Genomic DNA, 16,000 nt, shown 5'->3' with positions numbered 1-16,000 from the left:
AACTAAAGTGGCAAAAACACTATTTGATAAAGTATGGGATAGCCATGTGGTACATAACGTCGAAGACGGACCACAGGTGGTGTATATAGATAGACATTACATTCATGAGGTAACCAGCCCTCAGGCATTCAATGGACTAAGAAACAGGGGAATTCCGGTTTTCCGCCCAAAGCAAACCATCGCTACAGCGGATCACAATGTGCCAACTAAAGATCAGCATCTGCCGATCAAAGATGCTTTATCAAAGCATCAGGTAGATACTCTGATCAAAAACTGTGATGAGTTTGGTGTCGAATTGTATGGCTTAGGGCACCCTTTTCAGGGAATCGTACATGTGATTGGACCTGAACTTGGGATCACGCAGCCAGGCATGACTATGGTATGCGGAGATAGCCATACTTCTACTCATGGAGCCTTCGGTGCGATTGCTTTTGGGATTGGAACCAGCGAAGTCGAGCAGGTACTGGCTACGCAATGCATATTGCAGAATAAGCCCAAGAAAATGAAGATTGAAATCAACGGACAATTGAAACCCGGTGTGCTTTCGAAAGACATTATACTATATATCATTTCTAAAATATCTACCAGTGGTGGTACAGGCCATTTTGTGGAATTCTGTGGTGATACCATCGAAGAACTTTCGATGGAAGCTCGAATGACTATCTGCAACATGAGTATCGAAATGGGAGCTCGTGGTGGGATGATCGCTCCGGATGAAACCACTTATGAATACATCAAGGGTCGTGAATTTGCTCCTAAGGGGGAGGCGTTTGATCAAATGGTAGAAAAGTGGAAAGGATTGAAAACCGATGAAGGCGCCGAGTTTGATTTGGAATACAGCTACGATGCTACAGATATTGATCCCATGATCACCTATGGAACAAACCCGGGAATGGGCATAGGCATTAATGACAATGTTCCGAACCCTAACGGAAACGCTACAGATAATTTCAAGAAGGCCCTAGACTACATGGGCTTGGAAGCTGGTCAGAAATTGATTGGCAAAAAGGTGGATTATGTATTCATCGGAAGCTGTACTAATTCAAGGATCGAAGATTTACGATTGGTAGCAGACTTGGTGAAAGGTCGTAAGAAAGCGGACCATATAGAAGCTTGGATAGTACCAGGCTCTAAGCAAGTAGAGCAACAGGCCATCGCTGAAGGCCTTGATGTGGTCATGAAAGAAGCTGGATTTGAACTCCGCGAGCCAGGCTGCTCTGCATGTCTGGCCATGAATGAAGATAAAGTACCGGCAGGCGCTTACTGCGTGTCTACGTCCAATAGAAACTTCGAAGGAAGACAAGGACCAGGTGCCAGAACAATGTTGGCCAGCCCACTATCAGCAGCTGCTACAGCTATCAACGGGTATATTTCAGACGCGAGAGAATTGATGAACTAATGGAGAAATTTATAAACATAACGTCAAGTATATACCCACTTCCGGTGGAAGACATTGATACGGATCAAATCATTCCTGCAAGATTTTTGAAGGCCACAGACCGAAAAGGTTTTGGAGACAACCTGTTTCGAGATTGGAGATATGATAAAAATGATCAGCCCAATCCTGATTTTGTTCTGAACAATCCTAAGTATGGTGGTACCGTCTTGGTAGCAGGTAAGAATTTTGGCTGCGGATCTAGTCGGGAGCATGCAGCTTGGGCCATTTACGATTCAGGACTGAGAGTAGTGGTATCCAGTTTCTTTGCAGACATTTTCAAAGGTAATGCCTTAAACAATGGCCTTTTGCCAGTGCAGGTGTCTGAAGAGTTTTTACAAAAAATATTCAAAGCAGTGGAAGTAGATCCAAAGCAGGAAGTGGCTGTGGATTTGGTAAATCAAACAATTGCTATCGCTGGAACAGACGATGCTGAAAGTTTTGAAATCACAGCTTATAAAAAGCATTGCATGACCAATGGATTCGATGATATCGATTTCCTGATCAGCAAAGCGGATGAAATAAAAGAATATGAAACCAAAGAATTGGTTTTTTAAAAATATGAACATGAAAAATACAGCTAGAAGTGTGAGTAAATCAATAACTGAAAAGAGAAGTTCAATTTCAAAAGTGGCAGCATTAAATAGCCGCGTGTTTTTGGCCTCTTCTCAATGTATGGGAGAGCGCAGCAATTATTTGTTTGCCTTTGGTGCTGAAATTTAAAATACGAAGTAGTGAATAAAAACATAGCCATATTATCAGGTGACGGCATAGGGCCGGAAGTGACCGCACAAGCGGTTAAAGTTATTGAAGCAGTCGAGGAAATATTCGGACACTCCTTTGAGAAGAAAGAAGCTTTGATTGGAGCGATAGCCATTGATGCAACTGGAGACCCATTCCCGAAAGAGACAGAGGAGATTTGCAAAGCTTCAGACGCTATTCTTTTCGGAGCGATTGGCCATCCCAAATATGACAACGATCCAAATGCCAAGGTCCGACCGGAGCAGGGTTTGTTGAGAATGAGGAAGAATCTAGGCTTGTTTGCCAATATCAGACCGGTCTCAAGTTTTGAAGCACTGCTTTCACTTTCTCCACTGAAGGAGGATAGAATCAAAGGTGTTGATTTTGTGGTATTTAGGGAGTTGACCGGTGGTATCTACTTCGGAGAACCAAGAGGAAGATCAGAAGACGGCAAGAGCGCTTTCGATTCTTGCACCTACACCGACGAAGAAATAAGAAGAGTGGCGCACCTGGCTTTTAAGTCAGCGCAAAACAGGAGAAAGAAGCTAACCTTGGTAGACAAAGCCAATGTGTTGGCGACTTCAAGGCTTTGGAGACAAGTAGTGACTGAGATGTCAGCCGATTATCCGGATGTAGAGTTGGATTTCATGTTTGTTGACAATGCCGCCATGCAGATCATTCAGTATCCTGCGCACTTCGATGTAGTGCTGACTGAAAATATGTTTGGAGACATCATCACAGATGAAGCTTCGGTGATCTCAGGATCACTTGGTTTACTGGCTTCGGCTTCTGTCGGTAGTGGACTTGGGTTGTACGAACCTATTCATGGGTCTTACCCTCAGGCCGCCGGTAAAAACATTGCTAATCCAGTTGGTGCAATCCTTTCGGCCGCTATGCTTTTGGAATACTCATTTGATATGATCGAGGAAAGCAACGCCATTAAATCGGCAGTAAATCAGGCAGTCGAAGAAGGTTTCTTGACAGAAGATTTGAACAAAGAAAATGCAAAGTCGACTACAGAGGTAGGCGACAAAATAGCTCAATTGATACGTGCAAATAGCAGTGTGTTAGAGAGTTAGATAATATAGTATTAAAAATCGCTAAGATTGTTAGGATGATAAAAATTAAATACTCTACCTTTGGAATTCGAAAGAACAACAAAGATGAAGAACATTATTGTCATAGCATTAGCGATTATTATTGAGGTCACAGTGGCCTCAGATCGGGAATGATATGCAATAGTTTAAAAATATTCTAAAGCGTCATTCCCAACAGAATGGCGCTTTTTTTTTACCCAAATGTTGACCCAAAAAATGATAACGAATATTGTCACTGTATTAGCCGTCGTGATTATTGCCATTATTGGCGAGACATGAGAGAGGTATATAGGAAATTTAAAATCCGAAAGCCTTTCTCATACGAGAAAGGCTTTTTTTATGACAAAATAATTTTTAAACAAAAGAGACAGACTATGTATTACAACGAGAACTCGATCCTTTTCCTAGACGGACAATGGGTAAAAGCATCAGAAGCAAAAGTTGACTTGTTTAGCCAAACCATGCACTATGGTAATGGCGTCTTTGAAGGTATCCGTTCGTACGCCGGAGCAGCGGGACCAAATATTTTCAAGGCCAAGGAGCATTTTGAAAGACTAAAATACTCAGCCGAAAGAATGGGTATCAAATTCAATCAGTCCGTTGATGAATTAGTCAAAGTCTCTTATGAATTATTGGACAGAAATGGTTTGAGCAACGCGTACATCCGTCCATTGGTATATCTCGGCGCCAATATGAAGTTACTTTCCTGTGGAGAGGTTCATGTGATGATTGCCGCCTGGGATTGGCCACCTTATCTGGGTGATGAAGCATTGAAAGTGATGGTTTCTTCCTTCGAAAGACCAAACCCTAAGTCAATTCCGGTAGATGCCAAAGTAAGCGGTAACTATACCAATTCCATCATGGCATCCAATGAAGCCAAGAGAAAAGGATTTGATGAAGCCTTGATGCTGGACTCTGATGGTTATGTAGCTGAAGGCTCAGGTCAGAATTTCTTTTTTGTGAAAGATGATGTGATCTATACGCCACCGCTAGGAAATATACTTCCCGGTATCACTAGAGCTACAATCATTGAGTATGCCATGGAACTTGGTTATCCGGTTGTGGAAAAATTATTTAAGCCAGAAGAGATGAAAGGAGCCGAAGTTGCCTTCTTCACAGGTACAGCCACAGAGGTGGCTAGTATAGCCACCATTGACGATATAGAATTTAAGTCCGACTGGAAAGAAACGGTTGCCTATGATCTGTTCCTGATGTATCGTCAGCGAGTGAGCAATGCAGAATTGAGCGAATTCACTCTGGTCTAAACAAATTATAACAAAATATAAATACGAAACATCGAATACCAAATGTCACTAAATAAATACAGCAAAACGATCACTCAGGATCCTTCTCAACCAGCTTCACAGGCACAGTTATACGCTACAGGGCTAACTGAAGAGGATATGAAAAAGGCCCAGGTGGGGATAGTGAGCACAGGATTTGAAGGCAATCCTTGCAATATGCACCTCAACATCCTTTCGCATCAAGTCAAAAAGGGAGTCCGAGAAGCTGATTTGGTTGGTTTGATCTTTCATACGATAGGAGTGAGTGACGGGATATCGAATGGAACGGTTGGAATGAAATACTCTCTAATCTCTAGAGATATCATTGCCGATTCGATTGAGACAGTCGTTAATGCTCAATTTTACGACGCAGTGGTACCAGTTGTAGGATGTGATAAAAATATGCCTGGTTCCATCATGGCTTTAGGCCGATTGAACCGGCCAGGATTGATGGTATATGGAGGTACAGTAAAGCCAGGAAAGTGGAAAGGCGAAGATTTAAATATTGTGTCCGCATTTGAGGCTTATGGTCAAAAATTGGCCAATAACATCTCAGATGAGGACTATGAGGGCATCATTAAAAATTCAATCCCCGGGCCAGGTGCTTGCGGAGGCATGTACACAGCTAACACTATGTCTTCGGCTATCGAGGCTCTTGGCATGAGTTTACCATCTTCTTCTTCAAATCCTGCGGAAAGTGAGGACAAGAAACAAGAGACTTTCAGGGTAGGTCAAGCAGTGAGACACTTGCTCGAACAAGACCTTCGTCCAAGAGATATCATGACCAAGGAAGCCTTTGAAAATGCTATAAGAATTATAATGGTACTTGGTGGTAGTACAAATGCAGTGTTGCACTTGATTGCGATGGCAAAATCAGTGGATGTGCCCTTGGGACTGGACGATTTTCAAAGAATATCAGACAGCACACCTTTCATTGCAGATTTGAAACCAAGTGGTAAGTACTTAATGGAAGACCTTCATTTGGTCGGTGGTGTTCCAGGGGTTATGAAAGCACTATTGAAAGAAGGATATCTACACGGTGATTGCATGACTGTGACGGGAAAAACATTAGCCGAGAATATAGAAGCTGGACCCTCATTGAAAGAAGGACAGAAGGTAATCCACTCATTTGCGGAGCCAATAAAGAAATCAGGCCACCTGCAGATTCTATATGGTAATCTGGCACCAGAAGGAGCGGTAGCTAAGATCACAGGTAAAGAAGGTGAGTACTTCGAAGGGCCAGCCAGGTGCTACAATGATGAATTTGAGGCAATAGACGGAATTGGTAAAGAAGTCCAAAAGGGTGAAGTGATCGTGATACGGTATTCTGGACCTAAAGGCGCTCCGGGCATGCCAGAGATGCTAAAGCCTACTAGTGCAGTGATGGGAGCAGGTCTAGGTAAAGATGTTGCTTTGATCACAGATGGAAGATTTTCTGGTGGTTCACACGGTTTTGTGGTAGGACATGTTACTCCGGAAGCGCAAGAAGGAGGTCCCTTGGCCTTCATCAAAGATGGAGACATTATCAGTATAGATGCTGAAAAAAATGAAATGAACTTGAAAATTTCTGACCAGGAGTTGTCTGCGCGTAAAGCTGCTTGGGTGAAGCCAGCCTATAAGGCCAGCAAAGGAATTTTAAAAAAATATATCAACCAGGTGTCATCAGCTTCAGAAGGCTGTGTGACCGATCAATAGCTCGCGAAGCAAAGTGCTGATGGGTGAAAATAGTACTTGATTCGCATTTTATAATAGCATGACTATTGATCATTAACAGTTGAAAAATTAAACATTGAACAATGAACACATCAACGTTAGAAGTAGAAGAAAAACCTAAAACCAATACACAGCGCGTAAGCGGCTCAGAGGCTGTTTTGAAGTGTTTGTTGGCGGAAGGTGTAGATACCATTTTTGGCTATCCGGGAGGAGCCATCATGCCAATCTACGATGAGTTGTACAAATACATGGATCGACTCAATCACATCTTAGTTCGTCATGAGCAAGGTGCGGCGCATGCTGCACAAGGATACGCTCGAGTCAACGGAAAGACTGGTGTCTGCTTTGCTACTTCTGGCCCTGGAGCTACGAATCTGATCACAGGCATTGCTGATGCGCAGATAGATTCTACTCCTATGGTCGCAATTACGGGACAGGTAGCCTCTCATTTATTAGGAACTGATGCTTTTCAGGAAACGGACGTAGTAGGCATTTCTATGCCAGTCACCAAATGGAACTATCAGGTGACCAAAGCGGAGGAAATTCCATATGCAATAGCCCGTGCATTTTACATTGCAAATTCGGGTAGGCCAGGCCCTGTATTGATCGACATCACCAAGGATGCCCAGTTTGCTGAATTCGATTTCGAGTATGAAAAATGTGAAAAAATAAGAAGCTATCATCCATATCCTGTCATGCAGGAATCGAAAGTTGAAGAAGCTGCAAGGTTGATCAATGAAGCTAAGAAACCGATGCTTTTGGTAGGACATGGAGTGCTGATCTCTCAGGCACAAAGCGAATTGCTGGCTTTGGCTGAAAAGGCTGATATACCGATGGCATCAACATTACTGGGATTGTCTGCAGTGCCAAATAAGCACCCGCTTTATGTAGGAATGCTAGGTATGCATGGCAACTATGGACCTAATGTAAAAACCAACGAATGTGATCTTTTGATCGCTGTTGGGATGCGTTTTGATGATCGGGTAACGGGTGATTTAAATACTTATGCCAAGCAAGCGAAAGTGGTCCACATAGAGATTGACCCGGCTGAGGTCGACAAAAATGTAAAAACCGATGTGGCAGTAATATGTGATGCAAAAGCTGCGCTGATCGCTTTGGAAAAAAAGGTAGAAAAGAACAGCCACAATGAATGGCTAAAAGAATTTAAAGCCTGCGATGCTATAGAATATGAAAAAGTAGGAGAAAGTGATTTGTTTTCAGCGAACGCAGATATCAGAATGGCCGAGGTTGTTCGATCAATTTCCGACAAAACTAAAGGTAAGGCTATCCTGGTTACCGACGTTGGGCAGCATCAAATGATAGCTAGTAGATATTATGACTTTGCGGACACGCGGTGTAATGTAACTTCCGGAGGATTGGGTACCATGGGTTTTGCCCTTCCGGCTGCCATGGGAGCTAAGCTTGGAAGAACTGACAAAGAAGTAATAGCAGTGATAGGAGATGGAGGTTTTCAGATGACCATTCAAGAATTAGGAACCATATTTCAAAGTAAAATAGGAGTCAAAATATTGATTTTGAATAATAACTTCTTGGGTATGGTTCGTCAGTGGCAGGAGCTATTTTTTGATAGCAGATATTCCTTCACGGAAATGAACAACCCGGATTTTCAAATGATATCAAAAGGGTACGGTATTCCTTGTAATAAGGTAGAGGACAGGAGCGAATTGGATGTAGCACTAGATGTTTTTCTGGAGCATGAAGGACCTTACCTATTGGAAGTATGTGTTGAGAAAGAAGGAAATGTGTTTCCGATGATACCTACAGGTGCATCGGTTTCGGATATCAAGTTGGAAGCTTAAAAACAGACGAAAAAAGTGGAAAAACAATATACCATGTCCGTTTTGACGGAAGACAAAGCGGGTTTACTCAATCATTTGGCAATTATCCTCACCCGAAGGAAAATCAATATCGATTCTTTAAATGTCTCTACCACAGAGGTGAAAGGAATTAGTAGGTTTTCTATTGTGGTGACGACCTCAAAAGACAAGGTGGATAATTGTGTGAAACAATTCAGGAAATTGATTGATGTATTGGGAGCCTTTGTATACGAGGAGGATGAGATTTATTATCAAGAGATTGCCTTGTACAAAGTACCAACCTCAGTGTTTCTAAATGGCAACAAAATCGAGACTTTGGTGAGAAACAATGGGGCAAGAATTTTGGTGATTGAAGAAGATCATATCATTATAGAAAAAACTGGTCATAAGGACGATACTCATGATCTGTATCAAAAATTGGAACCACTTGGTTTGCTTGAATTTGTAAGATCTGGCCGTGTCGCCATTTCTAAGTCGAAGCGTAAGACAGAGGCTTATATCAGGGAATTGGAAGAAACGAAGTCCAATCAATTGAGCATTAAAGATTACTAACTATAAAATATTTTAAAATACGAATTAACAATTAAGTAAAATGGCAAAGTTAAATTTTGGAGGAGTAGAAGAAAATGTAGTCACCAGAGAAGAGTTTCCTCTGGCGAAAGCAGTAGAGACGATGAAGGATGAAACCATCGCTGTCATCGGATATGGAGTGCAGGGACCCGGTCAGGCATTGAACCTAAAAGAAAATGGGTTCAACGTGATCGTAGGTCAAAGAAAAGAGTCAAAAACGTGGGATAAAGCAGTCGCTGACGGATGGGTACCAGGAGAAACACTTTTCGAAATAGAAGAGGCCTGTGCGAAAGGCACAGTCATCCAATACTTGCTTTCTGATGCAGCACAAATCAAAATGTGGGATACTGTCAAAAAGCACCTGACTCCGGGTAAAACTTTGTATTTTTCTCACGGATTTGGTGTAACGTATAAAGAGAAAACAGGTATCGTGCCTCCGGCAGATATCGATGTAATCCTTGTTGCTCCTAAAGGGTCGGGTACTTCTTTGAGAAGATTGTTCCTTGAAGGAAGAGGCTTGAATTCATCTTTCGCGATCTATCAGGATGCGACGGGTAAGGCAAAAGATAAAGTGGTCTCTTTGGGAATCGGAGTTGGTTCTGGCTATTTATTCGAAACTGATTTCTACAGAGAAGTATCTTCAGATTTAACTGGTGAAAGAGGTACATTGATGGGAGCTATCCAGGGTATTTTCAGAGCGCAGTACGAAGTGTTAAGAGAAAATGGCCACTCTCCATCAGAAGCTTTCAACGAGACAGTGGAAGAAGCTACGCAGTCTTTGTATCCATTGATCGCTGAAAACGGAATGGACTGGATGTTTGCCAACTGCTCCACAACAGCACAAAGAGGTGCTTTGGATTGGATGGGTCCTTTCTATGAAGCAACTAAGCCAGTTTTTGCTAAACTGTATAAGTCTGTATTAGACGGCGAAGAAGCGCAGAAGTCAATCGATTCTAACTCTCAGCCTGATTACAGAGAGAAGTTGGAAGTTGAATTGAAGGCTTTAGAAGAATCAGAAATGTGGCAAGCAGGTGCAACTGTAAGAAAGTTGAGACCAGAGAATGCTTAATAATAGATATTAGACCTTAGATGTTAGACTTTAGACTCATCTAAGGTCTAACATTTTATCTAAATACTAATATCTAACAACTAACTACTGAAACATGCGTCAAGTACTACTACATGAAGGATCCAATCAACTGGACTATGAAATAAGAGACATAGTCAAAAAAGCCGAAGCGCTACAGGCACTCGGTCGACGGATCTATTGGGAAAATATAGGTGATCCTATATTGAAACATGCTGTGGTACCTACTTGGATCAAAGAAATTTTGACAGGTTTAGTCAATGAAAATTCGACCTATGGATACTGTCACTCTAAAGGCGTGCTAGAAACCAGGCAATACCTGGCTAAGAAAAATAATGTCAAAGGTGGCGTACAAATCACAGAAGATGATGTCTTGTTTTTTAATGGGTTAGGTGATGCGATAGGCAAATTGTATCAATTCCTAAGCCCGTATTCAAGAGTGATTGGACCATCTCCGGCTTATTCGACTCACTCGGCGTTAGAGGCGGCTCATTCCAACAAGGAACCGCTAACATACAACCTGGATCCGGAAAACAACTGGTATCCAGACTTAGACGATTTGCGTCTCAAAGTAAAATACAATCCGAACATTGTAGGTATCCTTATCATCAACCCTGATAACCCAACAGGTATGGTGTATCCGGAAGAATATCTGGTGAAAATCGTAGAGATCGCGAAAGAATTTAATCTATTTATTGCCAGCGATGAAATCTATACCAATATCATATACAACAACACGAAGACAAAGGCTTTGGCTGAAGTGTTGGGTGATGTTCCGGGAATTGCCTTAAAGGGGATATCAAAGGACTGTCCGTGGCCAGGGAGTCGATGTGGTTGGATGGAATTCTACAATCGGGAAGTTGATGAAGAATTTAATAACTATTGTGCAACACTAGAAAACGCCAAGATGGTAGAGGTTTGCTCGACTACCCTACCGCAAAAGGCTTTACCATTGATTCAAGAGCACCCTGAGTACCAAAATTATTTGGAGGAAAGAAGACGGGCTATTTCAGAGCGAAGCGAGATCATTTCAGAACACCTGAATGACATTCCTTTTGTGACATTCAACAAAACGAATGGGGCATTTTATAATACTATTGTATTCAAAGATGGTAGCCTCAACAATCTACAGAAATTAGAAATCGTAGACCCTGAAGCAAAAAAATTGGCCGAATCATGGGTGGATAGAATCGGTGAGCCTGATAAAAGGTTTGTTTATTATTTACTTGCCGCAAAAGGAGTTTGTGTCGTTCCCTTATCCTCATTTCAGTCCGAATTGCGAGGGTTTAGGATCACCCTACTTGAGGAAAATAAAGAAGTCTTGCACGAGACTTTTAGCAAAATCGCTGACGCAATCAATGAATTTTGTACATCAGATGTGAAAGAAGAAGCAGTGGCTTAAGAGATAGAATTATGGGAGTAGTAGAAGCAGAAATAAGAGTACCGACTTATGAAGGTGTACAAGCCGCAAAGGTAAAATTGAACAACGTGGTGGTTCGTACGCCGTTGATGAAGAATCTGAATTTCTCTGATAAGTACGAAGGCAATGTTTTCTTCAAAAGAGAAGATCTCCAAGCTGTACGTTCATACAAGATCAGAGGCGCTTACAATAAAATCTCGAGCCTTAGTGACGAGGAGAATAAAAGTGGAATCGTTTGCGCCAGTGCAGGTAATCACGCACAGGGCGTAGCCTACTCTTGTCAAAAGCTTGGTATTCGCGGTACTATATTTATGCCAAATGTAACACCTAAGCAAAAAATAGGGCAGGTGAAAATGTTTGGTAAGGATATGGTAGATGTGGTACTAACTGGCGATACTTTCGACGACGCCTATCGAGAAGCCATGGATTTTTGTGATAAAAACAAAGCCACATTTGTTCACCCTTTCGATGACGAAAAAGTAATTGAAGGACAAGGAACAGTAGCACTAGAGATACTGGAAGATTCAGATGGACCAATCGATTTTCTGTTCGTACCTATCGGTGGTGGTGGATTAGCTTCTGGAGCTATTACTACTTTCAAAACGCTTTCCCCTAATACCAAAATCATAGGAGTGGAACCACAAGGAGCTCCAGCAATGAAAGAGTCCATTTCTTCGGGTGAAAATGTCGTATTACCAAAAATAGACACTTTTATAGATGGGGCGGCAGTCAGACAAGTAGGAAACAAAACCTTAGAAATCTGCAAGGACGGGTTGGATGATATTATCCTAGTGCCGGAAGGCAAAGTGTGTTCGATGATCCTTCAGCTATATAATCAGGAAGCGATTGTGGTTGAGCCAGCCGGAGCTTTGAGCTTAGCTGCTTTGGACTTTTACAAAAATGAAATCAAAGGAAAGAATGTGGTTTGTGTTGTCAGCGGCAGTAACAACGATATCACACGGACGGAAGAAATAAAAGAAAGATCGTTGCTTTACGAAGGGATCAAACATTATTTCATCATCCGCTTTCCGCAAAGAGCAGGTGCACTAAGAGAATTCTTGACTGAGGTTTTGGGACCAGGAGACGACATCGTTCATTTCGAATATTCGAAGAAAAACAGTAGAGAAAGGGGACCAGCTTTGATTGGACTGGAATTGCAGAACAAAGAAAGTCTGGGAGATTTATTTGATAGACTTAAGACTAAGAGTTTCGTTTTTGAGTATCTGAATGAGAAGCCAGATCTAATGCAATATTTGGTCTAATAAAATAATGAATTAGTGAGCAATGAACGATTAAGCCCTTGACTCATTAACTTAATGAAAATTTAAATATTGAACCCAAGCGTAGTTTGTAGTATGCGAAGGCTTGATAAATACATAAATGAAACGGAAGCAAGTATAAATCTTGGTTCCTAAATCTTAAAACAGAAGAAAAGAATGAAAGTGTTGAAATTTGGAGGTACATCCGTAGGTACCCCGGATAATCTAAGAGTGGTAAGGGATATATTATCAACTGGAAAGAAGGAAAAACAAATATGCGTTGTATCGGCTTTTGGCGGGATAACCAACCTGCTTCATGAGTGTAGCGATTTGGCCGCTGCCGGGGACGACTCCTATCAGGAGCTATTCACTAAAATTGAAGACAGGCATCTGGACACCGTAAAGGAATTGCTTCCGGTAAAAAGTCAATCTGGTACTTTAAGCAAAACCAAAATTTTGTTGAACGATCTGGAAGATATCATGAAAGGTATCTTTCTGATCGGTGAGTTGTCACCCAGGTCACTAGATCGGGTACTTAGCATGGGCGAAACTTTGTCTTCAACGATTATAGTGGACTTTCTGAATTCAGAAGGGCTTACCACTGATTGGGGTAATACCGGTGCAATGATCAAAACAGACAGCAATTTTAATAATGCGATTGTCGATTTTTCAGCAACCAATAAAAACATTAAAGAGTTTTTCAACACTTCCTCTGATCTTGTGATCTGTCCGGGGTTTGTCTCTTCCAATTGCGACGGTGTGACGACAACCCTTGGTAGAGGTGGGTCGGATTATACTGCAGCTATTCTTGCCGCGGCGTTAGAGGTAGACACTTTTGAGATTTGGACTGATGTGAGTGGTATGATGACTTCAGACCCACGTGCGGTATCTTCTGCACATCCAATTGAGAAGATTTCTTATCAGGAGGCCATGGAGCTTTCGCACTTTGGCGCAAAGGTAATTTACCCTCCTACCATTCAGCCGGCCTTGAATAAAAGTATTCCAATCAAAATAAAAAACACCTTTAGACCGGAAGATGCGGGTACAACAATTAGTTCAGATTCCAACGGTTCGAAACAGTTTGTCAAAGGACTTTCTAGCGTAAAAAATATTGCACTACTCAACTTATCGGGGAGTGGCATGATTGGGATTCCTAAATTCTCATTTAGATTGTTTAAAGCACTTTCAGAAGCGAAAGTTAATGTCATCATTATCACTCAGGCTTCTTCCGAACATTCGATATGCGTTGGGATAGATAGTAATGACGTGGCTGCTAGTAGAGCGGCAATTGAGGAAGAGTTTCAATTTGAATTAAGTCTGCATAAAGTCAATCCACTGGAGGTAGAAGAAAAGTTGGCGATAGTGGCTTTGGTAGGTGATAAAATGCGTGATCATGTAGGTATCAGCGGCCAGATGTTTGCCTCATTGGGAGAAAATGGCGTGAATATTAAAGCCATTGCCCAGGGATCATCTGAACGGAATATTACCGTGGTGATCGAAGAAAGGCACTTGAGAAAATCGCTCAACGTATTGCATGAAAGCTTCTTTTTGTCAGAAAAGAAAAGACTCAACCTGTTCCTTGTCGGGATTGGAAATGTAGGCGGTACTTTGATAGAGCAAATCGCTAAGCAGAGAGAATATCTTAGTGAAAATGAGCATGTGGATTTACGTATTGTAGGTCTGGCCAATAGTAAGAAAATGTTTTTTGATGAAGATGGTATTGATTTATCAAGATGGAAAGAGCTGCTTGTTGGCAGCGATTTGGCGATGGAAAATGCTGCATTCATTCAATCCATTCGGGATATGAATTTGAGAAACAGTGTCTTTGTGGATAATACAGCAAGCGCAGAAATCGCTGAATTGTATAACGGAATTCTAAGCAAGAATATTTCTGTGGTTACCCCTAACAAGATAGCCTGCTCATCATCTTATGAGAATTATCAAGAGCTAAAGAATACTGCAAGAGAGTACAAATCGAAATTTTATTATGAAACCAACGTAGGCGCAGGGTTGCCTGTAATCACCACACTCAATGATTTAATCAAGAGTGGGGATAAGGTAAAGAAAATTGAGGCCGTGCTTTCTGGGAGTTTGAACTTCATCTTCAACAATTTTAAGTCAGGCGTCAAGTTTGTTGATATTGTCAAGCAAGCTGGAGTGGAAGGTTATACTGAGCCTGACCCTAAGATTGATTTGAGTGGCGTCGATGTCATGCGTAAAATTTTGATTTTGATTCGTGAGTGTGGCATTCAAGCAGAATTGTCAGATATTAAAAGTGATCCCTTTATTCCTGAAGATTGCATGAAAACTTCAACCAATGAAGAATTTTATGCCAAGCTTGAAGAAAATGAAGAAACCTTCCAAACCATGGCCAAAAGGGCAGAGGAAAAAGGAGCTCGGTTAAAAGTGGTTGCTACCTACGACAATGGACAGGCATCTGTTGGACTCAAGGAAATAGACAAAAGTCACCCATTTTATATTCTTGAAGGGAGTGACAATATTGTATTGTTCAATACGAATAGGTACGACAATCAGCCTTTGGTAATAAAAGGTGCCGGAGCAGGAGCAGCCGTGACTGCCATGGGTATATTTGCAGACATCATGCGAATTGCAAATAGCTAAAGCATGGCTGATAAAATAAAAATATTTTCTCCGGCTACTGTAGCCAATGTAGGCTGTGGATACGATGTTCTCGGTTTTGCACTGAATGGTATTGGAGAGGAAATGGAAGTGTCTAAAAGAGATGACGGCAAATTGGTCATCGATGAAATTATTGGATTTGATTTACCTAAAGACGCTGCCGTAAATACTGCTACAGTTGCGGCTCGGGCTCTATTGGATGCTGCCGGAAGCAAACAAGGGTTTTCATTTACAATCAAAAAGACGATTAATCCAGGTAGTGGAATGGGAACAAGTGCCTCTAGTTCAGCGGGAGGAGTATTTGCCGTGAACGAATTACTTGGTCGACCATATACTCCTGCGCAGCTTGTCGTGTTTGCCATGGAAGGAGAAAAGGCAGTTTCAAAAAAAGCACATGCAGATAATGTAGCACCTAATCTGTTAGGCGGATTTACGTTGGTAAGAAGTTATGAACCTTTGGATATTTTGTCGTTACCTGTACCCGAAGATTTATTTGTAACTATCGTTCACCCGCAAGTCGAAGTAAAGACCACAGATGCGAAAAAAATATTGAAGAAGCAGGTTGATTTGACTACTGCCGTTCAGCAGTGGGGCAATGTAGGCGGTTTAGTATCTGGATTGTATGAGTCAGATTATGATTTGATCGGCCGGTCTATGGTGGATGTTATCGTTGAACCCATTCGAAAAATTTTAATCCCGCTCTATGATGAGGTCAAAACACAGTCCATTGCAGATGGAGCTTTAGGATGCAGCATTGCTGGTTCAGGGCCGTCAATTTTCACATTTAGCAAAGGAGAAGAAACAGCCCATCAAATTAAATCCATGATGCAAACCAAGTATGACGAAGTTGGGATTCTGGCCTATACCTATATGTCAAAAATTGGAAAAGAAGGGGTAAGGGTGATTTGAGAATTAGT

The 16,000-nt window shown here is 41.7% G+C and carries 13 protein-coding genes; all 13 read left to right on the top strand.

Annotated features, from left to right (window positions below; all coding sequences use genetic code 11):
* Nucleotides 1-7 precede the first annotated feature (7 nt).
* The 13 genes from leuC (at nucleotide 8) to ABJD64_RS23675 (ending at nucleotide 15,992) form a co-directional block, all read left to right on the top strand.
* On the top strand, nucleotides 8-1,399 hold the full coding sequence (gene leuC, locus ABJD64_RS23735; RefSeq protein ID WP_348181348.1) for a 3-isopropylmalate dehydratase large subunit: 1,392 nt from the start codon (nucleotides 8-10) through the stop codon (nucleotides 1,397-1,399).
* Entirely contained in the window at nucleotides 1,399-1,992 is a 594-nt protein-coding gene (gene leuD, locus ABJD64_RS23730) for a 3-isopropylmalate dehydratase small subunit (RefSeq protein WP_348181347.1), read from the top strand. Before leuC ends, leuD begins: the two co-directional genes overlap by 1 nt.
* 10 nt (nucleotides 1,993-2,002) lie before the next feature.
* Nucleotides 2,003-2,158, top strand: coding sequence for a hypothetical protein (locus tag ABJD64_RS23725; RefSeq protein ID WP_348181346.1), 156 nt, complete (start codon nucleotides 2,003-2,005; stop codon nucleotides 2,156-2,158).
* Between the two features lie 11 nt (nucleotides 2,159-2,169).
* Nucleotides 2,170-3,255, top strand: coding sequence for a 3-isopropylmalate dehydrogenase (leuB, locus tag ABJD64_RS23720; protein WP_348181345.1), 1,086 nt, complete (start codon nucleotides 2,170-2,172; stop codon nucleotides 3,253-3,255).
* Between the two features lie 392 nt (nucleotides 3,256-3,647).
* Entirely contained in the window at nucleotides 3,648-4,538 is an 891-nt protein-coding gene (locus tag ABJD64_RS23715; RefSeq protein WP_348181344.1) for a branched-chain amino acid transaminase, read from the top strand.
* Between the two features lie 42 nt (nucleotides 4,539-4,580).
* Nucleotides 4,581-6,251, top strand: coding sequence for a dihydroxy-acid dehydratase (gene ilvD, locus ABJD64_RS23710; protein ID WP_348181343.1), 1,671 nt, complete (start codon nucleotides 4,581-4,583; stop codon nucleotides 6,249-6,251).
* A 101-nt stretch (nucleotides 6,252-6,352) separates the two neighbouring features.
* Nucleotides 6,353-8,089, top strand: a complete 1,737-nt coding sequence (ilvB, locus tag ABJD64_RS23705) for a biosynthetic-type acetolactate synthase large subunit (protein WP_348181342.1) — start codon at nucleotides 6,353-6,355, stop codon at nucleotides 8,087-8,089.
* A gap of 15 nt (nucleotides 8,090-8,104) precedes the next feature.
* On the top strand, nucleotides 8,105-8,659 hold the full coding sequence (gene ilvN, locus ABJD64_RS23700) for an acetolactate synthase small subunit (RefSeq protein WP_348181341.1): 555 nt from the start codon (nucleotides 8,105-8,107) through the stop codon (nucleotides 8,657-8,659).
* Nucleotides 8,660-8,699: 40 nt separating this feature from the next.
* Nucleotides 8,700-9,746, top strand: a complete 1,047-nt coding sequence (ilvC, locus tag ABJD64_RS23695) for a ketol-acid reductoisomerase (protein WP_348181340.1) — start codon at nucleotides 8,700-8,702, stop codon at nucleotides 9,744-9,746.
* A 94-nt stretch (nucleotides 9,747-9,840) separates the two neighbouring features.
* Nucleotides 9,841-11,166 carry a pyridoxal phosphate-dependent aminotransferase gene (locus tag ABJD64_RS23690; RefSeq protein ID WP_348181339.1) on the top strand — a complete coding sequence of 442 codons (1,326 nt, stop codon included), beginning with the start codon at nucleotides 9,841-9,843 and terminating at the stop codon, nucleotides 11,164-11,166.
* Nucleotides 11,167-11,177: 11 nt separating this feature from the next.
* On the top strand, nucleotides 11,178-12,446 hold the full coding sequence (gene ilvA / locus ABJD64_RS23685; protein ID WP_348181338.1) for a threonine ammonia-lyase IlvA: 1,269 nt from the start codon (nucleotides 11,178-11,180) through the stop codon (nucleotides 12,444-12,446).
* 174 nt (nucleotides 12,447-12,620) lie between these two features.
* Nucleotides 12,621-15,065: a bifunctional aspartate kinase/homoserine dehydrogenase I gene (gene thrA, locus ABJD64_RS23680; RefSeq protein ID WP_348181337.1), complete on the top strand. Its 2,445-nt coding sequence runs from the start codon at nucleotides 12,621-12,623 to the stop codon at nucleotides 15,063-15,065.
* Between the two features lie 3 nt (nucleotides 15,066-15,068).
* Nucleotides 15,069-15,992, top strand: a complete 924-nt coding sequence (locus tag ABJD64_RS23675) for a homoserine kinase (RefSeq protein WP_348181336.1) — start codon at nucleotides 15,069-15,071, stop codon at nucleotides 15,990-15,992.
* Nucleotides 15,993-16,000 lie beyond the last annotated feature (8 nt).

The sequence above is a fragment of the Reichenbachiella sp. genome (genome assembly GCF_039944555.1).
In the GTDB taxonomy this organism is placed as follows: domain Bacteria; phylum Bacteroidota; class Bacteroidia; order Cytophagales; family Cyclobacteriaceae; genus Reichenbachiella.
The sequence above is the reverse complement of the archived record's forward strand: the minus strand, read 5'-3'. Positions and strand labels throughout refer to the sequence as shown.